16 protein-coding genes and 1 riboswitch are annotated in these 22,669 nt (G+C 42.0%); of the genes, 3 read left to right on the top strand and 13 right to left on the bottom strand.

What is annotated here, in order from left to right; all coding sequences use genetic code 11:
- Positions 1-10: 10 nt before the first annotated feature.
- Positions 11-829, bottom strand: a complete 819-nt coding sequence (locus tag WMO37_RS08715) for a DNA alkylation repair protein (RefSeq protein WP_349154810.1) — start codon at positions 827-829, stop codon at positions 11-13.
- 162 nt (positions 830-991) lie between these two features.
- Here WMO37_RS08715 and WMO37_RS08710 point away from each other — a divergent pair, with 162 nt between their 5' ends.
- Entirely contained in the window at positions 992-1,843 is an 852-nt protein-coding gene (locus tag WMO37_RS08710; protein ID WP_022432992.1) for a patatin-like phospholipase family protein, read from the top strand.
- Here the strand turns inward: WMO37_RS08710 and WMO37_RS08705 are convergent.
- Positions 1,805-2,608 (bottom strand): YdcF family protein, encoded by an 804-nt coding sequence (locus WMO37_RS08705; RefSeq protein ID WP_349154809.1) that lies wholly within the window; start codon positions 2,606-2,608, stop codon positions 1,805-1,807. The two genes, WMO37_RS08710 and WMO37_RS08705, sit on opposite strands and share 39 nt — an antisense overlap.
- Before the next feature lie 187 nt (positions 2,609-2,795).
- Here WMO37_RS08705 and WMO37_RS08700 point away from each other — a divergent pair, with 187 nt between their 5' ends.
- On the top strand, positions 2,796-3,119 hold the full coding sequence (locus tag WMO37_RS08700) for a cupin domain-containing protein (RefSeq protein WP_022432994.1): 324 nt from the start codon (positions 2,796-2,798) through the stop codon (positions 3,117-3,119).
- 213 nt (positions 3,120-3,332) lie between these two features.
- Here the strand turns inward: WMO37_RS08700 and WMO37_RS08695 are convergent, their stop codons facing one another.
- The 6 genes from WMO37_RS08695 to WMO37_RS08670 all read right to left on the bottom strand — a co-directional run bounded on the left by WMO37_RS08695 (position 3,333) and on the right by WMO37_RS08670 (position 11,975).
- The gene (locus tag WMO37_RS08695) at positions 3,333-4,367 is read right to left on the bottom strand and encodes an SseB family protein (RefSeq protein ID WP_349154808.1); all 1,035 of its coding nucleotides are present in this window, start codon (positions 4,365-4,367) and stop codon (positions 3,333-3,335) included.
- 150 nt (positions 4,368-4,517) lie between these two features.
- Complete coding sequence (gene carB, locus WMO37_RS08690; protein ID WP_022432996.1) at positions 4,518-7,730, bottom strand: carbamoyl-phosphate synthase large subunit; 3,213 nt, start codon at positions 7,728-7,730, stop codon at positions 4,518-4,520.
- Between the two features lie 3 nt (positions 7,731-7,733).
- The gene (locus tag WMO37_RS08685) at positions 7,734-8,807 is read right to left on the bottom strand and encodes a carbamoyl phosphate synthase small subunit (RefSeq protein ID WP_022432997.1); all 1,074 of its coding nucleotides are present in this window, start codon (positions 8,805-8,807) and stop codon (positions 7,734-7,736) included.
- A 119-nt stretch (positions 8,808-8,926) separates the two neighbouring features.
- On the bottom strand, positions 8,927-10,399 hold the full coding sequence (locus WMO37_RS08680) for a WD40/YVTN/BNR-like repeat-containing protein (protein WP_022432998.1): 1,473 nt from the start codon (positions 10,397-10,399) through the stop codon (positions 8,927-8,929).
- Between the two features lie 93 nt (positions 10,400-10,492).
- Positions 10,493-11,311: a hypothetical protein gene (locus WMO37_RS08675; RefSeq protein WP_349154807.1), complete on the bottom strand. Its 819-nt coding sequence runs from the start codon at positions 11,309-11,311 to the stop codon at positions 10,493-10,495.
- Positions 11,298-11,975, bottom strand: coding sequence for an ATP-binding cassette domain-containing protein (locus WMO37_RS08670; RefSeq protein ID WP_022433000.1), 678 nt, complete (start codon positions 11,973-11,975; stop codon positions 11,298-11,300). The genes WMO37_RS08675 and WMO37_RS08670 overlap by 14 nt, the downstream gene beginning before the upstream one ends.
- A 382-nt stretch (positions 11,976-12,357) precedes the next feature.
- Here WMO37_RS08670 and WMO37_RS08665 point away from each other — a divergent pair, with 382 nt between their 5' ends.
- Entirely contained in the window at positions 12,358-13,026 is a 669-nt protein-coding gene (locus WMO37_RS08665) for a phosphatase PAP2 family protein (protein WP_022433001.1), read from the top strand.
- Between the two features lie 209 nt (positions 13,027-13,235).
- Here the strand turns inward: WMO37_RS08665 and thiC are convergent, their stop codons facing one another.
- From thiC to WMO37_RS08640, 5 genes are all read right to left on the bottom strand, one after another.
- Entirely contained in the window at positions 13,236-14,555 is a 1,320-nt protein-coding gene (gene thiC, locus WMO37_RS08660; RefSeq protein WP_227089098.1) for a phosphomethylpyrimidine synthase ThiC, read from the bottom strand.
- A gap of 197 nt (positions 14,556-14,752) precedes the next feature.
- Positions 14,753-14,873: riboswitch (TPP riboswitch) on the bottom strand.
- A 34-nt stretch (positions 14,874-14,907) separates the two neighbouring features.
- The gene (locus tag WMO37_RS08655; RefSeq protein ID WP_349154806.1) at positions 14,908-16,626 is read right to left on the bottom strand and encodes a methyl-accepting chemotaxis protein; all 1,719 of its coding nucleotides are present in this window, start codon (positions 16,624-16,626) and stop codon (positions 14,908-14,910) included.
- Positions 16,627-16,738: 112 nt separating this feature from the next.
- Entirely contained in the window at positions 16,739-18,919 is a 2,181-nt protein-coding gene (gene nrdD / locus WMO37_RS08650) for an anaerobic ribonucleoside-triphosphate reductase (protein WP_022433004.1), read from the bottom strand.
- A 145-nt stretch (positions 18,920-19,064) separates the two neighbouring features.
- On the bottom strand, positions 19,065-20,870 hold the full coding sequence (locus tag WMO37_RS08645) for a sensor domain-containing diguanylate cyclase (RefSeq protein WP_022433005.1): 1,806 nt from the start codon (positions 20,868-20,870) through the stop codon (positions 19,065-19,067).
- Between the two features lie 106 nt (positions 20,871-20,976).
- Positions 20,977-22,656: an ATP-binding protein gene (locus tag WMO37_RS08640; RefSeq protein WP_349154805.1), complete on the bottom strand. Its 1,680-nt coding sequence runs from the start codon at positions 22,654-22,656 to the stop codon at positions 20,977-20,979.
- Positions 22,657-22,669: the final 13 nt, after the last annotated feature.

Genomic DNA, 22,669 nt, shown 5'->3' with positions numbered 1-22,669 from the left:
CCTTTTTACATCATCTTTTCATGCTCTTTATCCGTGCCTTTACTTCCGGCGCCGGATTTCTGGATTCACATATTTTAGACAGTGCCTTATTATATGTAAAATCATCCATGCCGGATTTTATAAGAAACCGCATGGTCTGTGCCGGAAACATGACAAAACATTCCGCCGTCAGCCACGCCGCCGCCATTTGTGCATAATACCCCTGTGTAAACGGTCTGTCAAGCACTGGAAAAATTTTTTCCAGATATGGATTGCCTGAATCCTCCGTGCTGTCATTCTGTGCCTGTTTTTTTGATTTCCATGCAATATTCTGCATAATATCCGCCTCTGTAATCACGCGCCTGCGGGGGATTTTTCTGCCCGCATCGTCCCATTTTAAAAACTGCGACAGCAATAAGACCAAAGACAGGCGCACTTCAAATTCTTTTTGGGAAGCTAAAAAGGATTGTAAATGTTCCCACCATTCTTCCCGGTATGCCGAAACAATTGTCATGCTGTTACAAAAGCTGTCGCACACCGACCAGTTATCAACAAACGGCACAAATTTATCAAACATCCGCATTGCTTCTTCATTGTCCTGCTCTTTTGCCGTGCCGTAACCGATCAGCATACCGCGCAGCATGGCTTCTTCAAAATAAGCATCGTCTGCGCCGTCTGTTTGTACGAGTTCTTTCCATTCTTTATTTTTTACAAATTCCTGCGCCATTTTTCTAAGTGCCGGAAGCCGCACACCTAACAGCGGCTTACATTCAGGAATCAGACTTTTGGAAAAACTCCCGTACTGTGCATCTGCCATCAAAAGCAGGCGTGTCCTTATCTCCTGTGTCATAGTTTCCTCATTCTTTCAACTTTTACATCATCATATCATATTTATCTGTATTTTCATATGGAAATTTCACATCAAATGTACTAAAATGTTACTGTAATTTCAGGAATTACAGCCTGATGGCAAAAAACATTACAATAAATTCATTTAGAAATGAGGACAATTATGAAAACTGGAATTGTATTTGAGGGCGGCGCATTCCGCACAATTTTTTCCTGCGGTGTTATGGATGCATTTTTAGATCGGGATATTATGCCGGATTATATGATTGGTGTATCTGCCGGTGCAGCCTACGGTGTTTCCTACGCTTCCAGACAAAAAAGAAGAAATTTACAGATTCTTTTAGATTACCGTGACGATAAACGCTACATGAGTATGCACAATATGACCGATAAGACAAACCGAAGTGTCTATGGACTGGAATTTGCCTATGACACGATTCCGAATAAACTGGTTCCGTTTGACTACGATACCTTTAATGCGTGGGGCGGCGAATTTTACGCAGTCGTTACCAATGTTTTAACCGGAAAACCGGAATATATGCGCTATACAACCGAGGACCGCACCAACAAGCTGCTTCAGGCAACGTGTGCGCTCCCTGCCCTTTTCCCATATATTTACTTAAATGATACTCCGTACTTAGACGGCGGATTAAGCGATTCGATTCCGTATGAGCGGGCTTTCGCAGACGGCTGTGACCGCGTTGTTGTCGTCTTAACCCGCCAGAAGGGATACAAAAAGAAAACCGGCGCCACCACAAAGGCTCTGGCGCATGCTTTCTGGAAGTATCCGGAACTCGGGAAAGACCTCCTTTCCCGTGCTGACTGCTACAACCGTTCTTTAAAGAAGCTCGAACAGCTTGAAAAGGAAAAGAAGGTCATTGTAATCCGTCCGGATAACACCGACGGCTTTTCACGTCTGGAAAAAGACAAGGAGAAAATCAAAGCCTTATACCATGACGGCTACACAAAGGGTCTGTTATTCTCCGATAAAGTGAAAGAATTTTACACCAAATAAATCTTTTAATACACCGAAATATTCGCGTACTCTGTAATTTAAAAACAATACTTCATCTGACCGCGCCGCAATCGTGCTGACATTGTGAAAACCCTTCGCACGGACAAGCATTCCGGCACGGAGCAGATGAAAGTCATTGGAAACCACCCCGATTTTCGCATTTTTATCCGGAATAAAACGTGCCGAATAGGCAATGTTTTTTTCCGTATCCGTGGACTGAGCTTCCATAAAAATCCGTGAAGCTTCTATGCCATGTGCGCACAGATAGTCTTTCATCGCCTGTGCTTCGGATATATCCTCTCCCGGTCCCTGACCGCCCGATACGATAATACGTATCGTTTTGTTTTGGGTATTATCTTTGCTATGTTTTTCATTCTGTTCCAGATATGCCAGTGCCGCATCAAGTCTGTAGCGGAGTGATTTTGTAATTTCGAGTCCCCGCACGCGGCAGCCTAAAATCAGCAGATATTCACAATCCGGTTCCGGTTTCTGCTTCATCTGCACGGTTATTAATGCCTGAACCAGACAAAATGAGCTGATAAGTATTAATAAACCTGCCGCAGACAGCACATTTATCCACATTGGAAGTATAAGAATACCTTTATTCTGTGCATAACGCACCGCAAAAATCCCTGCAAAAAAGACTGCCGTTACCGGCCATATCGTAATAAAAGATGATGCAAAGCCCGCATATTCCACGCAGCAGACATAATAAACCAGACAAAATACCGCGGGCACCAGCCATATATAATACAATTTATACATATTATTCTCCATTCCACAGGCATTTTAATGCCTGCCAGCATAGCTTTTTTGTGTTTCCCATTTATTATAATAACCCCGCAATCCTCTTGTCAAACCACTTATTTTGTAGTACATTGAAGTAATAGTAATTTGTGCCGTGAACGCCGCAGATTACTGACAAATTTGCGTTCTCAGAATGGAGTTAAGTATGTTTCGTTTTAATGCAGATGTAACACCGACCGACTGCGAACCGGGTGTTACCAGAAAAATTTTATGTTATTCCGACGAACTGATGATGTGTGAAATTACATTTAAAAAAGGCTCTAAAGGAAATTTCCACCACCATGAACATTTGCAGATTACTTACGTGGCAGAAGGCAGCTTCGAATTTACAATCGGCGGGGAGACCAAGGTTGTGAAAAAAGGCGACAGTGTCTATATGCCTTCCAACGTCGAACACGGTGTTACTGCCCTTGAAGACGGCAAGCTGGTCGATGTCTTTAATCCGATGCGTCAGGACTTTTTAAAATAAGACGGTTAAACAGGACTGTTTTATCCCCCGTCAGACAAAAAATGCCGCAGGCACATATTTATAATGAAATATGTGCCTGCGGCAGCTTTCTTTATAATATTGTAGAACGAACGTTCTTAACTGGGATACCTGCGGATTGTTCCGTGCTGCGCACTCCCACGTCTACGCTTTGCTTCGGTCCGTGCTAAACATGTGCCACTGGCACATAGTATCCTACATATTAATTTTGTGCATCAGTTCCAGCTTCATATAGTAGCTGATACCCAGACAGTTTATGATAACACCGGATGCGCCGAGTTCTTCCACGAGATTTACCAGTTCGTCATACTGATAAAGCATATTCTCATGATGTCCTTCGTAGCACTTATCCATTTCAAAACCGTCCGTGAATGCTGGAATGGCAATCACACGCTCGCCTTCTTCCTTATCCTGAATCCGGTCTGTCAAATCAATAAACGGATGTGAAATCTCAACCATGTCTTCTGTTTCCTCTTTGATACAAGGCACCATATATTCTGCGTGTACCATTGTGCGGATCATCGCATCTTCACGCTTCTTTAAAATCTCCTCACGCCCTGCATCTGCTGCCGTATTTTTACGGAATTCCTGGAAAAATTCAATCATTGCACGCTGCAGCCCCGGATTGGTCATGTATTCTTCATTGAAGAAATCCTCAAAGCTGTATAAATCTTCCTTGGCAACAACAAACGGTTCGCCCTTTCCGTCTGTAAAGCGGATTTTTTCATAGCCGTTGCGGTACATATGCGCCACTTCATTTCGGAAATCTGTAGGTGTCACACTTTCCAGTGCCACCTGATACCCTGCTGTATTAAGTTTCTTTTCAAGCTCCGCATGATTTGCATAATCATATAATACGAACAAATCACCGTCAATCATGTACGGATAGCCGGTGTTGTCACTGTAAACCACCCATAAATGCTCTGCATTCTTAATTTTATCCAGTATCAGCGGATAGTAGTTATGAATCATCTGGCTGAAAAATCCCGCATCATTGATATTGTTATCATTCTGTGCCGTTGCCACACAATCCGGCAGCATCTTGGTCAGCACTTCAATACTTTCAGTAACTGAAATCTTATCTAACATCGCTGCGCCGTAATCTTCATCATTAATAATATGTCTTAATATATCCTGTGCCCGTCTTGCATCCATTGTCCTTGTTCCTTCCCTGCAAAATGTCGTTTCCTGTATCTGTACAGGAACAAAATACTGTTTAAATTGTATCATATTTACCTTGAAAATGCAACGCTGTTTCACGCATATGACTGCTTGTACGTATATCCTGCGCAAATAAAAAACACCCGGCAAAAGAAATTTTTAAAATCTCCTCTGCCGGGTACTTTATTTTTATGATGCTGGGGCAACTACCCCTGGTATCTACTTTCTGTTATCAATCGTTGCAATATCGACAATTGTAAGGTCTTTATTGTTAAACGCATGCTCTAAGCTTGAAATCAGCGCGTGCGCTGTATCAAGGCTTGTCAGGCAGTGTACACCTGTTTCAATCGCATAACGTCTGATTAAGAAACCGTCGCCAGCTCTTTCGATACCATTTTCCGGTGTATCGATCACAAGGTCAATCTTATGCTCTAAGATTAAATCTAAGAGTGTCGGTGCTTCCTGACCAATCTTGTTGACCTGAATTGCATTGACGCCATGCTCCTTTAATACTTTTGCTGTACCGCGGGAAGCGTAAATCTTGTAGCCCAGCTTTTCAAAACGTTGTGCAATATCCACACCATCTTCCTTATCTGCATCGCAGAGTGTCATGATAATCTGCTTATGCTTCGGAAGATTGATTCCTGCTCCCTGGAATGCCTTATACAATGCTTCATCAAAGTCTTTTGAAATACCAAGGCACTCACCTGTAGACTTCATTTCCGGTCCGAGGCTGATATCTGCGCCTCTGATTTTTTCAAAGGAGAATACCGGCATCTTGATTGCATAGTAATCTGACTTCTTCTGTAAGCCCGGTTCATATCCTAAATCTGTAATTTTGCTTCCTGTAATAACCTTTGTTGCAAGCTGTACAATCGGAATACCGGTTACCTTGCTGATATACGGTACAGTACGGCTTGAACGCGGATTGACTTCAATGACATAAACCTGATCATTGTATACGATAAACTGAATGTTAATCATACCCTTTACATGCAGGGAACGTGCCAGCTTTTCTGTATAATCAACAATCATATCCGTAATTCTAGGTGTCAGTGACTTCGCCGGATATACGGAAATACTGTCACCTGAGTGAATACCGGCTCTTTCGATATGTTCCATAATACCCGGAATCAGGATATTTTCACCATCGCATACCGCATCAACTTCAATTTCCTTACCCATAAGGTACTTATCAACAAGAATCGGGTGATCCTGCTTAATTCTGTTGATGATATTCATAAATTCAACAACGTCTTCATCAGATACGGCAATCTGCATGCCCTGTCCGCCGAGCACGTAAGAAGGTCTTACAAGTACCGGATAGCCTAATTCATTGGCTGCCTTTAATGCTTCTTCTACGGTAAATACGGTCTGACCCTTGGCTCTTGGAATACCGCACTGCTCTAAGATTTCGTCGAATAACTCTCTGTCTTCCGCAGCATCGACATCTTCAGCCTTTGTACCGAAAATCGGCACGCCCATCTTCATCAGGCTTTCTGTCAGCTTAATTGCTGTCTGACCGCCAAACTGCACAACAGCGCCGTCCGGCTTTTCAAAATCAACAATATTCTGGACATCTTCCGGTGTCAGCGGCTCAAAATACAGCTTATCGGCAATATCAAAGTCCGTTGAAACTGTTTCAGGGTTGTTGTTTACAATAATCGTTTCATAGCCTTCCTTCTTGAAAGACCATGTACAGTGCACAGAACAGAAGTCAAATTCAATACCCTGACCGATACGGATTGGACCGGAGCCTAATACGAGTACCTTCTTCTTATCCTTTGTTTCAACCGCTTCATTTTCACTGCCGAATACTGAATAATAATACGGTGTTTCTGCCGCAAATTCTGCCGCACAGGTATCAACCATCTTAAATGCCGCATGAATTCCATATTCGTCACGCAGTGCCTTAACCTCTGCTTCTGTCTTTCCTGTCAGTTCACCGATAACGTTATCCGGGAATTCGATTCTCTTTGCTTCTGTGAGCAGTTCTTTTGTTAAAGGACCTCTCTTTAAAGCATTTTCCATATCGACAATAATCTGTAATTTATCAATAAACCATAAGTCAATCTTTGAAATCTCATGCATCTTGGCTGCCGGAATATGTCTTCTTAAACCTTCTGCAATCTTCCAGATTCTTCTGTCATCAACAACAGCCAGCTCTTCTAAAAGTTCTTCGTCTGTCAGCTTTGTAAAGTCATACGACATCAGGCTGTCAACGTGCTGCTCCAGAGAACGGATTGCCTTCATCAGACCGCCTTCAAAGTTATTGGCAATACTCATAACTTCACCGGTTGCCTTCATCTGAGTTGTCAGTGTTCTCTTTGCAGAGATAAATTTATCAAACGGAAGACGCGGCATCTTTACAACACAGTAATCCAGTGCCGGCTCAAAGCTTGCATAAGTCTTTCCTGTAATGGCATTCTTAATTTCATCCAGTGTGTAGCCTAATGCAATCTTAGCTGCTACCTTTGCAATCGGATAACCGGTTGCCTTGGAAGCCAGTGCTGAAGAACGGCTTACACGCGGATTTACTTCGATTACACAGTATTCAAAGCTGTCCGGATTTAAGGCATACTGTACGTTACAGCCGCCTGTGATACCCAGTTCGTCAATAATATTTAAAGCAGATGTACGAAGCATCTGATATTCTTTGTCGGAAAGTGTCTGTGACGGTGCAACTACGATACTATCACCGGTATGCACGCCGACAGGGTCAATATTTTCCATGTTACATACAGTAATGCAGTTGCCGTTACCATCGCGCATTACTTCGTATTCGATTTCCTTCCAGCCTGCGATGCAGCGTTCTACTAAAACTTCACCGACACGTGAAAGTCTTAAACCGTTTTCAAGGATTTCCCTTAATTCCATAACGTTGTGTGCGATACCGCCGCCGCTGCCGCCCAGTGTATATGCCGGACGCAGTACAACCGGATAACCGATTTTAGCTGCAAATGCTTCACCGTCTTCTACATTATTAACAACTAAGGAAGCCGCACAAGGTTCACCGATTTTTTCCATGGTTTCCTTAAACATTAAACGATCTTCTGCTTTCTTAATTGTCAGCGCTGTTGTACCGATTAACTTCACATTGTGTTCTTCCAAAAAGTCCGTTTCGGCAATTTCCATGGCAAGATTTAATCCTGCCTGTCCGCCCAGTGTCGGAAGAATGCTGTCCGGCTTTTCCTTTAAAATAATCTGCTCTAACGCTTTAACAGTCAGTGGTTCGATATAAACTTCATCAGCAATATCCTTGTCTGTCATAATGGTTGCCGGATTGGAGTTTACTAAAACAACCTCGATTCCTTCCTCTTTTAAAGAACGGCAAGCCTGTGTACCTGCGTAGTCAAATTCAGCTGCCTGTCCAATAATAATCGGTCCTGAACCAATTACCAATACTTTTTTAATATTCGGATTCTTTGGCATTTTTTAGTCCTCCTTCTTCATCATCTCAATAAATCTGTCAAAAAGATACGCTGTATCCTGTGGTCCTGCACATGCTTCCGGATGGAACTGTACAGTAAAAATATTCTTTCCGATATATTCAAGACCTTCATTGGTCTTATCGTTGACATTTTCAAAAGCCGGTTTTGCGACTGCCGGATTAAGTGTCGTTTCATCTACGACATAACCGTGATTCTGTGAAGAAATGTAAACCTTTCCTGTCTGTAAATCCTTTACCGGATGATTTGCACCTCTGTGTCCGTATTTTAATTTATGCGTATCTGCACCTGTTGCAAGTGCCATCAGCTGATGTCCCAGACAGATTGCAAAAATCGGGACATTGCTGTCATAGAGTTTTTTAATTTCTGCAATTTCAAATTCACATTCCTTTGGATCGCCAGGGCCGTTAGAAAGCATGATTCCATCCGGATTCGTGCTTAAGATTTCCTCTGCCGTTGTACGTGCCGGATAAATTGTAACTTCGCAGCCTCTTGAATTTAAGGACTTTGCGATATTGTTCTTTGCACCAAAATCCATCAGCGCAACCTTATATCCCTTGCCCGGCAGGACTTTCTTTTCTTTACATGTTACTTTATCAACGACGCCCTTTACAGAGTATGCCTTAATCTTTGGCAGAACTTCATCAAGATTATAATTCTCATTTGTCGTAATCATACCGTTCATTGTACCTTTTTCACGCAAAATCTTTGTCAGCGCTCTGGTATCGATTCCACTGATACCCGGTATATCATTGTCTGCAAGGAATTTCTGGATAGGGTCTTCACATCGGAAGTTACTCGGCATTCTGGAAAGTTCTCGGACAATATATCCATCCGGCCATGCTTTTAAAGACTCCATATCTTTATAACATACGCCATAGTTTCCAATTAAAGGATATGTCATGGTTACTGCCTGTCCTGCATAAGAAGGGTCTGTCAGTACCTCCAGATATCCTGTCATTGATGTGTTGAAGACAATCTCGCTGATTACTTCGCGGGTAGAACCAATACTCGTTCCATTAAACACTGTTCCATCTTCAAGAATTAAAAATGCTTTCATGAATGCCACCTAATTTCCTTTCGTATTATTAAATTTTGCTACTTTTGCGCAAAAAAAAAGACACAAAAATGTCTTTTTTTCTCAAATTTAATAAATTTTATCACACTATAACCTTTATTTCAAGAGGTAATTTCCAGTTGCCCGATATATTTCCATGTTTCACCGCCGTCCGATGACTGATATTTCGCCGCTGTTTTACCACTGTTATACACACCGTTGCTGCCCTGTGTCAGATAAACGGTAATCATGCCCTGATCATCTACCACCGGCACCAGTGCCTCTTTATAAACGTCACTCCACGAAAGTTTTGATGCCGTTGTTTCTTCCTCGGCTTTTGTTTCCTGCTGCGTGCTGTCACTTTCCGTTGTCTGCGCATTTGCCGCCGTGCTGTCTAACTCCTGCGGGTCCAGTGTCACTTTTGAAAACGTCTTTCCAAGGTCTTTTGTCATATACAGGTTACTGTCCATGCCATCTACATAGTTATAGCAGAAAAATCCTGTATCTGCATCTGCAAAGACCACGCCCTTTAATACATTTAATGCCGGTCCGCTGCCTATCATTATCCAGCTTTCACCGCCGTTTGTTGTTGTATAAATACGCGATGCCTGCTGACTGCCATTCTTACCGTAACCGATAACGATTACGCCTGTCATTTCATCAAAAAACTTTACATAGTAATAATTGGCATCATAAATCGTATCAATTTCACTAGTAACCCAGTTACTGCCTTTATCATTGGAAAACAACAACGTCAGGGGTACCCTACCGTTTTCTGCATTTTTGCCGCCGTAAAGAAACGCTGCTTTATTCGTGTCTAACTGCCAGCTTCCATCCATAAGCTGTGTGGATGAATTTTCCACAAGCGGCAGATTCGTACAGTCTACCGGAACATTGACATATTTTGCACCACCGTCATATGTAATCTGTAACGTATTTTCTTTAATTTCATACTTTGTAAGCGTATTGGAAGAAGCCGCCGTTGCCGATTCCGAGCCGCCGGTTACGCTGTCTTTTAAGCTTTCATTATACTGTGAAATACCGTATTCTTCCGGTGTCACAATATTCTCCACATAAATCGTTGCCGTACCGTCATAGTGGTTGTCCAGTGCAAATGTCACAACCCATTCAAATTCCATTCTGCCGTTGTCAAGCACGCCGTCCCACGACTGGAAATACTCCGACGTACTATCCTTTAAAACTGCCGAAAAGCTGATAAGCACCGTGCCGGTTTCACGGTCAAGCACTTTGGAATCCTTACATGAAACCTTTCGCAGTGCCTTTGACCACGGCAGATACTTCTGGGTAAACTGTCCCGTAAACTGTGTCAGCCAGATGTCTGCCATTTTACTTAACTGCGGCGTTTCAAATTCCTGATATTCGCTTTTCTCACCTTCATTATACGCTTCATCCAGTACATTTCCGTCACTGTCTATCCGAACAGAAAATGTATAACGGGATTTTAACTCAATCCGACTTCCCTGTCTGCTCTTATAATTGGAATGAACAATGAACACAATAACAAGACACAACAGTCCCGCAAGTGCAAGCTTTGCCAGCATCATTACCGGTGATTTACTAAATTTTATTTTCATCCTGTCCACTCCTATCCTAATTACTGATTCACTCCGTTACATTTCTTAATTTTTACAATATACACGCCATCTCTGCCGCTTGTCCGGGCTTTCTTATACTTCTCTTTTAATATGCAGCGCCTCCTGCATAATTTTTCTGTAAGATGGATAATCCCATAAATAATACACTGAAAACACACCGATAAACAGTGCTGCCACTACAAAAACCGGATGAATGAAAAACAGCCAGTCTGAACTGATCTGCCGCTTTAACAGCGGCATACCGTATGCCACAAAAACACTGAGTGCAATCACCGTTCCGTTAAAAGCATTTCTATTGTTATACATCGACTGCATCTGGTCAAAACAAAGCACCGCTATCATCTCACCTGCCGGACGGATACACATCGTCACAAGGCTTAACAGCAGGCTGTGTACAAACGATACACCAAATAAATTTAAAATAATCGTGAAATACACAAAATCTGTGACCATTTTAACTGCCAGCCTGCCAAGGAAATTCATATACGGACTTACCAGCACCACGCGCACCATCAGATAATCCCTGTCACCCATGGCAAGCAGTGTATTGTTGGCAAGGCTTCCGCAAATCGTAGACAGCATAAAAAACATAAACAATACCGCAGATTCTTTGTGATCACGGATTAATGGATTAAACTGTGCCATAAACAGATACGGCAAATAAATAAAAACTGCCACGTATAAATATTTCTTAATAAACTGCACAATCATTCTCACAAGCACTGCCATGACACCAATGGTCATGCGCATCTTTGAATTTCTCTTATGAATCACCTGATTGCTGATATATTCTCCCACCAGCGGCATTTTTGTCAGAATTTCCAGACTTCTGTTCGTGCCTTCGTGAAAACTCAAAATTTTTTCTGCAAACATTTTTTTAAAGATTTCCATGATCTGCCTCCCCGATAATATCCAGTACCGCTCTGCGCAGTTCCTGTACCTGTAAGGTTTCTGACGGCACAACCTCAAATCTGCCGTTATGCAGCAGCAGAATCTCATTTGAAATCTGTTTGGCAATTTCAAGCAGTCCCGTGGATATTAATATAATATGGTTTTCTTTTACCGTCTGCAATACCTGCAAAAAGGTACGGATATAATTCTCACTGCAATAGTCAAACGGCTCATCAAATAATATAACATAGGGCTTCTGCACTAAAAATGCGGCAAGCTGCACACGTTTTTTATCTTCAAAACTCAGTTCACAAATCAGCGTATCCTTGGCATTTTCTTCCATGCCGACTTTATCAAGAAATTCGTCTGCGGGAACGGGTACATTTTTTAAATCACACAAAAAATGAATATATTCATATGCCGTTATGTACATCGGCAGGATGCTCTGTTTTGCTGCATGGAAAATGGTTGTCTTTTCCTTTGTTGCAATTTCTCCCGCATCGACTGGCAAATCCCCTGACAGGCAGTCAAACAATGTTGTCCTGCCGGAACCGATACCACCCAGGACCGGATACACCCTTCCTTCTTCAAATGTATAATCAATATCAGAAAGTACTTCTGTTTTTTTATTATAGGATTTTTTCAGATGATGAATCTGTAACATATCATTTCTCCAATCCTGCCAGCTTTTTTACAGTCTGGCATATGTACTTTATTATATTACATATTTATGGCATTTGTAAATTGGTATTTGTAAATCTGTGAATCGCCCGTGCAAAGATTTCTGTTAAGATTTTTTTTAGAATTGTCTGCTTGTTTTGATAAGATTTGTATTTTACAATTGTTTTACTGCCTGCAACATGGTATAATTTATTAATCTATGGATTAAAATAATACTACACGATGAGTAAAATACGATTTTGTGTCAATGCGCACCTGGCACGTTTTCGTTTTCTGCCATTTTAGGATCCGGTATGTGCTTTTTGCCTGCACAAAAACCGCTCCTCTTTATATGGCAGGATTTGTGCGCAGAAATGAGGATTCTTATGAATTTTTTGAAAAAAAACTGGCGGCTGTGTTTCGGCTGTTATATCTTTATATACCTGCCGTGGTTTTTCTACCTTGAAAAAAAGATTACCATGGAAACACCGAACCTGCACATTATCAACAATGCCATTGATGACATGATCCCGTTTTGTGTGTATTTTATCATTCCGTATATGCTGTGGTTTATCTATGTCATCGGTGCCTGTATTTATATGCTGTTTAAAGCATCCGATACGGAATTTTTGCGTTTCGCATTATGTCTGACAATCGGCATGTCCGTATCCTTACTGATTTGCATGATTTATCCGAGCGGTCTGACACTGCGCCCGAATGACGTACCGGACAACTTTTTCGGCATGCTGCTGAATACGATTTATGCCAGTGATACACCAACCAATGTATTCCCAAGTATCCACGTATACAACTCCCTTGCCGTCCACATCGCACTGCACCGGAGCGAATGGTTTCAAAAGCATAAGGCATTTGACATTGCTTCATTGATTCTTTGTGTATCCATCTGCATGTCAACCGTGCTTTTAAAACAGCACTCCATTACAGATGTTATCGGCGCTTCAATTTTAATGGCAGTGATGTACACCCTCGTGTACGCCACCGACTACAGCCGCCTTTTAAAAAAAAGCCGCGACAAGGAAATTGAAATGCAGTAAATTTAAAAAACAGCCACTTGAACCCGACTATCGGAAGATGGTTTCAATACAGGAAAAACGCCTCAACGTGTTACTTAACTTCGGCTTATTTTCCTGTATTGAAACCTCTCAGACGGTACGTTTCAAGTGGCTGTTTCTTTACTTTATTATAACGAAAAATACACCGAGCCGTGGTGTCTGGCTTCGGTGTATTTTTCTATATTAATTTTTTATTCGTCAAAAATGCTTACGATTTCGCCGTCTAAGATTCTATTCATGTTCTTTACGGCGCAGAAGTTACCGCACATGGAGCAGGTATCTTCCTTTTCCGGTCTTGCGGATTCTCTGTATCTTCTTGCTTTTTCAGGGTCAATTGCCAGATCAAACATTTCTTCCCAATCCAGCTTCTTTCTTGCCGTACTCATCTTTTTATCCCAGTCGGATGCCCCCGGAATACCTTTGGCAATATCGGCTGCATGGGCTGCGATTTTAGCAGCAATAATCCCTTCCTTTACATCATTTAAGTCCGGTAAGCGCAAATGCTCTGCCGGTGTTACATAGCATAAAAAGGATGCGCCGTAAGTTGCCGCAACCGCACCACCGATAGCCGATGTAATATGGTCATAGCCAGGTGCAATATCTGTTACAAGCGGGCCTAATACGTAAAACGGCGCGCCCTTGCAGATGGTCTTCTGGATTTCCATGTTTGCCTGAATCTGGTTCAGCGGCATATGTCCCGGTCCTTCAATCATAACCTGTACATCCTTTTCCCATGCACGTTTTGTCAGTTCACCAAGTGTTACCAGCTCTTCAATCTGTGAAATATCGGAAGCATCTTCGATACAGCCCGGTCTGCATGCATCACCAAGACTTATGGTAACATCATACTTGCGGCAGATGTCTAGTACCCAGTCATAATTTTCATAAAATGGATTTTCTTTTCCTGTCATTTCCATCCATGCAAAAATGATAGAACCGCCTCTGGATACAATGTTGGTAAGACGCTTTGCATCCTTAAAACGCTTTGCTGTACTCTTATTGATACCGCAGTGAATTGTCAGGAAATCCACACCATCTTTTGCGTGCATTTCAACAATTGAAAGCCATTCTTCGGTTGTAATATCCTTTAACGGTTTGTGGTAATATACCACGGCATCATAAATAGGAACTGTTCCTATTGTTGCCGGACACTCTGCGGTCAGCTTTCTTCTGAACTTCTGTGTATCGCCGAAAGAACTTAAATCCATAATAGCCTCTGCGCCCATGGCTACGGCTTCGTTCACCTTTTCCATTTCCATATCCAGGTCTACGCAGTCCCTTGATGTACCCAGATTGACATTAATCTTTGTCTTTAAGGCAGAACCGATACCATTCGGGCTTAATGCCTGATGATTCTTATTGGCAGGAATAATCACCTGTCCCTTTGCAATCAGTTCTCTTAATTTTTCAACGCCCATATTTTCTTTTGCTGCAACAATTTCCATTTCAGGGGTGACAATCCCCTGTCTTGCAGCATCCATCTGTGTCGTATAACTCACAACAGCCTCCATTCCTGTACCTTGTACATGCTGATTTTTTCCGTGGGAGATATATCGCCGGGTTTATCCATATTATCATTATTATGATTTAAATATTTCACTTTACTATTATGTAAAAATAGGGAACTTTTTTCCGAAATTTCCTGATAGTCCTAAAGAATGCGCTATTTTCCGACAGCATATCCTCCATCTTAAAAGATACGGTATTCTGTCATTAAAAAAGAACTCCCTACGGTGGCATTATCCACATCAGGTAACGGGTCGGATACGATTCCCTCTCAGCAGTACCGCGGCTTTCGCCGCGGTCCTTTTGCTCCCCGGAAAATATTAACTTTATTATAACATTGTCTGACAAGAAGTCAATTTAAAACTTTTTAAAAACATCCGCTTCTGCCTTTAAGCTTTCCACGGTTTCCTTACTGCTGCCCATCTGTTCATTGATGGTGTGCATATCTTCTACCAGTGAACCGGTACTCATCGCGGAGCTTGTAACCGCATTGGCACTTTCTTCTACTGCTTTTGCAATACCCTCAATGGACTCTACGACATTATTCATAATATTCTTTAAGTTTTCTGTCTTTTCCGTAAATTCATTCATCACTTCACTGACATAGCTTGCATCTTCATTGTACTGTTCTCCGGAATCCGCATATGTACCGTAATCCGGCAGCACCGTTTCTTCTATAAATGCTATCATCGCATTTGAATTATCGATTAATGCATGAACCGCCTTTGTAACATGTTCATTAATTGCCTGGATATTATTTGCCGTATCCCGGCTTGAATCTGCCAATTGACGAATTTCATCCGCAACTACCGCAAAGCCTTTTCCGGCATCGCCTGCCCTTGCAGCTTCAATCGATGCATTTAATGCAAGCAGATTGGTCTGGCTTGAAATATTTAAAATCTCGCCTGTCAGTTCATTGACCTTTTCTACACTGCGGCTTTCTTCTATCGCCTGCTTTAATGTACCGACGATATTTCCAACCATTGCATCAGTCTGTACTTTATTTTCATTAGCATTCTTTGCAAGCGTATCTGCACGCTCCTGCATTTCTTTAGAGTATGCATTCATCTGCCCGGTTCTGTCTGCAATATCATTTACTTCACCGCTGATAGACTCTGTATTTTCCGTCACTGTCTGTACCGTTGCGGCAATCTCCTGCATCGTTGCAGACAGTTCTTCCATTGCTGAGGAAACATCCTGTGCATTGTCATTTGACGCCGACACATTTTCCGTAACCATATTGACAACCCGGGTCAGATTCTGTGTACCGCTTACAATCACACCCATCGTACTCTGTAACTTATCCAGAAACAGATTAATCCCATCTGCAAGCGCACCAATTTCATCCTGATAACCGGATTCCACACGCATTGTTAAATCACCCTTGTGCTCTTCGATCAGCGATACGATTTCTCCCAGCTTTTTATTGGCTGCAACAACTGGTTTTACAACCATGCGGTTTGAAATGATTATGGCTGCGACAAGTGCAACAATGCCTAACAGCAGACATACAATGCCAACACCCATTGATGACGCATAGGCACTCTCCATATTTGCGACTGCCTGATCTGCCAGTGATGATTCAAGTTCAATCATATTTTCCAAATCTGTTTCAATCTGGCTGCTCATTTCAACCAGATCGTTGTTGGCAACAATTGAAGCATTTTCATTCTGGTCGGTCTGTACATATTTTACCATAGCATTATACTTGGAAAGGTATGCCTGATAATCACTCTGGAACTTCTGGAATGCTTCTGTTTCTTCCGGTGTCAGATTATTTGAAAAATCTGCCATCTGATTTTCCAGTGTCTGCTTAGTCTGGCTGATGGAAGTTTCCACCTTTTTCTCTGCTGCATCGCCCTGTGCCAGAATATAATTATACGATAAACGCATCAGTGTCTGTGTATTTTTCGACATTGCAGATACATCCTGTATTGTTGCCAGATACTCGTCAGAAATAACACGCCCCTTTTTTTCAATGTTGCCTGCACCTAAAATACTAAACGCACTTGTAACCAGAACCAGTACGGCAAGCACCGCAACCGGTCCTAATATCTTTACTTTAATTGATTTCATATCCGATAACTCCTTTCTTCTGCCTCTTGATTCACCATATGATAAACCATTTTTTTCTTTTGTACAAGCGGATAAATCGCATATTTACTCAAAAAAAACATATTTTTTGTTCTTACAGATGCAGTACACGTTCCTTAATTTCCTGTGTACGTCCCTGATTCCAGAACTGCGTGCCGATATAACCGCAGGTTCTTCTTGCAACATTCATCTTATCCTGATTTCTGTTGCCGCAGTTTGGGCATTCCCAGATAAGTTTGCCATCTTCATCGGTTACAATCCGGATTTCCCCATTGTAGCCGCATACCTGGCAGTAATCGCTCTTGGTATTTAATTCCGCATACATAATATTCTCATAAATATACTGCATGACAGACAATACCGCCGGGATATTATCAACCATATCCGGCACTTCCACATAGCTGATTGCGCCACCCGGTGAAAGCTCCTGGAACTGTGATTCAAATTTCAGCTTGTCAAATGCATTAATATCTTCCGTTACATGTACATGATAGCTGTTTGTAATATAATTCTTATCGGTTACACCCGGAATCTTACCAAATCGTTTCTGCAGATTCTTTGCAAATTTATATGTTGTCGATTCCAGCGGTGTACCGTACAGACTGAAATCAATATTCGTTTCTTTTGCCCATTTCTTACAAATTTCATTCAGATGACGCATTACTTTTAAGGCAAACTCTGTACCTTCCGGCTGTGTATGGGTAACACCGACCATATATTTTGTACACTCACAAAGGCCGGCATATCCTAATGAAATGGTAGAATATCCGCCATAGAGCAGCTTATCAATTGTTTCACCCTTCTTTAAACGTGCAAGTGCACCATTCTGCCATAAAATCGGTGCAACATCAGACGGCGTACCCTTTAATCTGTAATGTCTGCACATCAGCGCACGCTTACAAAGTTCCAGTCTGTCATCAAAAATCTTCCAGAACTTGTCCATGTCTTTGCCTGATGAGCATGCCACGTCAACCAGATTAATTGTTACAACACCCTGATTAAATCTGCCATAATACTTTGGCTTACCGGTTTCTTCATCAATATAAGGTGTTAAAAAGCTTCGGCAGCCCATACACGGATAGCAGTGTCCTTCACCGTTTTTATCAACCTTTAATTCCTTCATCTTCTTTTCGGAAATGTAATCCGGAACCATTCTCTTTGCAGTACATTCCGCCGCCAGCTGTGTCAGGTTCCAGTATTTTGAATCCTCATGGATATTATCTTCCTCCAGCACATAAATAAGCTTTGGAAATGCCGGTGTAATCCATACACCCTTTTCATTTTTAACCCCCTGGATTCTCTGGCGGAGTACTTCCTCCGTAACCATCGCAAGGTCATCTCTTGTCTGACCCTCCGGCACTTCGTCCAGATACATAAACACCGTCACAAACGGTGCCTGTCCGTTGGTTGTCATCAGTGTAATAACCTGATACTGAATCATCTGCACGCCGCGTTTAATCTCATCACGCACTCTTAATTCCGCAACCTCACGCACCTTTTCTTCGGTGTATGCCAGACCCACTTTGTCAAATTCTTCACGAACCTGCTTGATAAATTTTTCCCGGCTGACCTGTACAAACGGTGCAAGATGGGCAAGACTGATACTCTGTCCGCCGTACTGGGAACTTGCAATCTGTGCAATTGCCTGTGTTGCAATATTGCATGCCGTTGAAAAGCTGTGTGGCTTTTCAATCATGGTTTCACTGATAACCGTACCATTTTGCAGCATATCTTCCAAATTTACCAGACAACAGTTGTGCATATGCTGTGCAAAATAATCTGCATCATGGAAATGAATCAGTCCCTGTTCATGGGCATCTACAATATCCTGCGGCAGGAGCAGACGCTTTGTTATGTCTTTGCTGACCTCACCTGCCATATAATCTCTCTGAACGCTGTTAACAGTCGGATTTTTATTGGAATTTTCCTGTTTGACTTCTTCATTATTACATTCTAACAGGCTTAAAATCTGTTCATCTGTTGAATTGGATTTACGTACCAGCGCTCTTTTATAACGATACGTAATATATTTTCTTGCCACTGCAAATGCTCTCAGATTCATAATCTGGTTTTCCACCAGATCCTGAATTTCTTCTACGCTTAAAGAGCGGTTCATCTCCTGACAGATTTCTTCTACATTCACAGAAATTTTTTTGATCTGCTCATCTGAAAGTCTTTCACTGTGTACAACTTCTTTATTTGCCTTTGAAACAGCTGCCATAATCTTTGCAATATCAAATGTAACTTCTGTTCCGCTACGCTTAATAATTTTCATTTTTCCAATCCTTTCCTTTTCTCACAAAATTGCGTTAAAAAAGTCCTGCCCGCTCTCACGGGCAAGACGAATTATACTATATCTAGCATATCAAGTCAATGCAAGCACACAACATATAGTGAAGAAATAGTTGTTAAACTGTTCCTTACTTCTTCCGGATTCCCATTGCCTGCATGCTTAAAAATGATGCAAATATACGGGCACAATCAATCTGATAGTCTGCCCATGTCCCGGATTCTTTGCATTTATCAAAAGTGACAAGCCCCTTGATATCATCCGGTGTCCCGATAATACACTGGATGGTTGAAAAAACTCTTTTCTGCTTCATGGCGGCACAAAACTGTGGTGCACTGTTAAACATGCCGGCAACAAAGCTCGTTTCCATATAATCCTTTTCCTCTAACAGTTGTTTAAATTCTTGTGTCTTTACATACTGTGCATTGTCCGAATAGTTCTGTTCAAACCCCACTGTATAAACTCTTGATAAATTTTCTCCATAATAAATATTAATGGTATCCAGCTGATACGATTCAAGCATATGCTGCAGAATCTCCCGGTATGCCAATGCCTGATTTTCTGTCACATCGGACATAAATTTCGCAATTGCCTTTAATTCCTGAATTTCTCTGCCATTTGTACCCACATGCTGTACACGCGTAATTGATTCTTCATATGACTTACGGTGCAGCTCATCACGGAAAAATACATACCGGTCCCTGCCTTTTTCTTTGGCAATATACAAGCAGTAATCCGCTTTTTTGAACAAATCCTCAAATTCTTTTCCATTATTTGGTGCAATTGATGCACCGATAGAGCAGGTAATGGCAAAATCCTCAAAATCCCCTGCAAATTCCCATTTAATCTGGGTACGGATCGCACGCAGCATTCCCCGCAGAATCTGATCATCATTAATATTATCTATTACAATTAAAAATTCATCGCCACCAATACGTCCTACGACGCCGTCGTCCCCGACAATCTCTTTTAACTTATACCCGACTCTTGAAAGCACCTTATCACCGTAGAGATGTCCATAGGTATCATTGACGGATTTAAAATGGTCTATATCCAGAATTACCAGTGTCACCCGGGTTTCTTTTGCTTTTGCCAGTGTCTTTTTGGCATAATCCGTAATCGTCTTTTTATTATAGACTTTGGTAAGTGAATCATAGTGCAGCTCATCAATGACTTCAATTGCCTTCTGCTGGGCGATGGTATCTTCCGGTATGATTCTGCCGACCATCATTCGTTCATGACCTGCACCGTTAAAAAGATTGCCGCAGAAGCAGAGCCGTTCCATAATATTACTCTGCGTTCTCAGACACGAATTCATCTTAATCTTAAACGACTGCACATAGGATTTAATATCGCTGACCATCGTCACAAACAGCGAATACTCTTCCGGATCAATATACGATTTATCAATCATCTCCTGTTTCCATTCATCAATATCCATCTTATAAATGGTAACCTTCTGATACTGCTCATACCGGAAAATACAGATGATATTGTCTGAACGGTTATAGGAAAATGCATACTCCTGTGTCATGCCAAGAAACATGCGCAGTCTTGATACATCCGATGTCAAATGTTCAATGACCGCTTCTATGCTCTGTACATCAATCATCTCAATGTCAATATTATCCAAGCCGTCCATTCCTGTCTTTTTGCAAAGCAGCCGTAAGAGATTGTAACGGTAACTGCCATCTTTAAAACGGAAGCGGAAAACCTGTTCCTGCGTATCTCCCGCAAATTCATCGATAAACTTCTTTAACCGTCCGACCTCATCCGGATGCACAAAATCAGTAATTGTATAAAAATGCTCATATTCAAAATAATCCGTAAACGCCTTATTCGTAACAAATGCACGGTATCTGCTGTCAATGGCAGCACGTCTTTTATCTATGCTATGCATTTTTTCATAATTTAAAACATCTTTTGATTCCTGCATACCTACGAACTCCTTTAATAACCCCCATGTGACAACAAGCACAAAAAATCTAAATTAATTATACTTCATGCCGTCATTTTTAACAAGCATATTTCCCATTTACTTTTTATAGTACAGCATATTCATGGCAGGATAAATATATTATCTGGAAATCCTGTGAAATTCTTCCAATCATATTAAATGCTTTTTTCTGCATTTGATTATCCAGTGCCAGAAAGATATCATCAAGAACAATCACCGGTTTTTCTTTTACAGAAAGCCTCTGTATAAATGCCATACGCTCACAAAACCAGATAACGTCTTTGATTCCGCTGCTGTAATAATCCATTTGCCGCAGAATTCCATGGTCAACAATTCCAATTTCATAGGTGTCGTTTAACTGCACTTTCCTGCCCAGTTCTTCATCAAATGCGGACAGATACGCATAAAAAGGTTCTGATAAATCTTTTGCCATATGACTGATATATGCCTGCTTTGCCTCTGTAAGATACTGCATGCTCTTTTCAAGCACCTCCATACGATGTTCTATCTGCTTTTTCTGTTGTCCGGTCTGCCGTTTTTTCTGTAAAACCTGTATCTGCTGCTTCTCCAGCATTTTACACTTTTCTTCCCGCTGCTGTTCTTGAAAAGCATGATGTATCTGCTTATAAAACTCTTCCTTTTGTGAAAGGGTCTGATACTCTTTTGCATAGGCAGCGCCGGTGCGTTCCTTTTCTTCTGCACCGTTTAATCCTTCAAGCTGCTCTTTATACTGTGCCGTGCGCCTTCGCAGCCAAAAAAACACTGCCACACCGGCAATTCCGGCCAGCCCGCCAAAGACTGCTGCCGGCTGCTTCTGCAGCACTGCCATTGATAAAATACCGAGTATAACCCCTGCCGCTGCCAGAAAAACCGCCGCAACGGAAAGTCTTTTTGCCTGCCGGATTTTTGATCTGCACTCTTTTTTTTGTTCCCGGAGTTTTATAAGATTTTCTTCCCATCCGTCTGTGTGGTTTAAACCGGCTGCAAAATAGTCGTCTAAAAATGCCAGCCGTTCTTCTTCCTCTGCCGTAAGTCCGGTTGTACTACTGCCGGGCTTTTCCTCCTGTATGTCCTCCCCTGTATTTTCCGTCTGTAAAGATATTGGCATTTTCTGCTCTGACAACTGCTTCCTCTGCCTTTCAAGCTCCCACTCCTGCATGGAAAGACGGTTTAATTCTTCCGTAACCTGCGCAAGCTCCCCGCGGTTTCCCGTTTTTTTGTATTCCCTGTACTCCGCTTCAATTGCGGCGGCTGCCTGTTTGCTTTTTAACAATCCCGTATCCTGCGTGCCGTCAAAAAAGCCGATACGCATATTTTCATTGACTTCTACCCGCATATGATTCCAGCTCATAAATGCTGTTGCCTGATACGTCGCTTTTGTCATGCCAAACAGTTCTTCCCCGATATTTTCCGTGTAATCCTGTGATACCATTCCGGTATCTAAATCAATCAGCGCAAAAGTATCCTCCCGCTCCTTTTCCGAAAAGGTTCGTTCAATCCGGTACTGCTTTGTGCCTGCTGCAAAACGAATCCATCCGCCCCATGTTCCCTGCTGCCACGGCTTATACTTTTTACGCGGTACTTCTTCTAAATTTTTACGGGTTCTTGCTGAACCAAGCCCGTAAAACATGGCGCACACAAATGCTGCAAATGTCGTTTTACCGCTGCCGTTTGGCGCACACAGATACTCCAACGGTTCTTCCGGGCAGAAATGATACCCACTCAGCCCGCCAAAATTTTCCACATAACACTCCTGAATCTTCATCTTCTTCGCCTTT

Source organism: Lachnospira intestinalis (genome assembly GCF_040095895.1).
In the GTDB taxonomy this organism is placed as follows: Bacteria; Bacillota; Clostridia; order Lachnospirales; family Lachnospiraceae; genus Lachnospira; species Lachnospira intestinalis.
The sequence above is the reverse complement of the archived record's forward strand: the minus strand, read 5'-3'. Positions and strand labels throughout refer to the sequence as shown.

Coding starts and splice junctions, on each gene's coding strand:
- WMO37_RS08715 (WP_349154810.1), bottom strand. CDS start 829: ATGACACAGGAGATAAGGACACGCCTGCTTTTGATGGCAGATGCACAG.
- WMO37_RS08710 (WP_022432992.1), top strand. CDS start 992: ATGAAAACTGGAATTGTATTTGAGGGCGGCGCATTCCGCACAATTTTT.
- WMO37_RS08705 (WP_349154809.1), bottom strand. CDS start 2,608: ATGTATAAATTGTATTATATATGGCTGGTGCCCGCGGTATTTTGTCTG.
- WMO37_RS08700 (WP_022432994.1), top strand. CDS start 2,796: ATGTTTCGTTTTAATGCAGATGTAACACCGACCGACTGCGAACCGGGT.
- WMO37_RS08695 (WP_349154808.1), bottom strand. CDS start 4,367: ATGATACAATTTAAACAGTATTTTGTTCCTGTACAGATACAGGAAACG.
- carB (WP_022432996.1), bottom strand. CDS start 7,730: ATGCCAAAGAATCCGAATATTAAAAAAGTATTGGTAATTGGTTCAGGA.
- WMO37_RS08685 (WP_022432997.1), bottom strand. CDS start 8,807: ATGAAAGCATTTTTAATTCTTGAAGATGGAACAGTGTTTAATGGAACG.
- WMO37_RS08680 (WP_022432998.1), bottom strand. CDS start 10,399: ATGAAAATAAAATTTAGTAAATCACCGGTAATGATGCTGGCAAAGCTT.
- WMO37_RS08675 (WP_349154807.1), bottom strand. CDS start 11,311: ATGGAAATCTTTAAAAAAATGTTTGCAGAAAAAATTTTGAGTTTTCAC.
- WMO37_RS08670 (WP_022433000.1), bottom strand. CDS start 11,975: ATGTTACAGATTCATCATCTGAAAAAATCCTATAATAAAAAAACAGAA.
- WMO37_RS08665 (WP_022433001.1), top strand. CDS start 12,358: ATGAATTTTTTGAAAAAAAACTGGCGGCTGTGTTTCGGCTGTTATATC.
- thiC (WP_227089098.1), bottom strand. CDS start 14,555: ATGGAGGCTGTTGTGAGTTATACGACACAGATGGATGCTGCAAGACAG.
- WMO37_RS08655 (WP_349154806.1), bottom strand. CDS start 16,626: ATGAAATCAATTAAAGTAAAGATATTAGGACCGGTTGCGGTGCTTGCC.
- nrdD (WP_022433004.1), bottom strand. CDS start 18,919: ATGAAAATTATTAAGCGTAGCGGAACAGAAGTTACATTTGATATTGCA.
- WMO37_RS08645 (WP_022433005.1), bottom strand. CDS start 20,870: ATGCAGGAATCAAAAGATGTTTTAAATTATGAAAAAATGCATAGCATA.
- WMO37_RS08640 (WP_349154805.1), bottom strand. CDS start 22,656: ATGAAGATTCAGGAGTGTTATGTGGAAAATTTTGGCGGGCTGAGTGGG.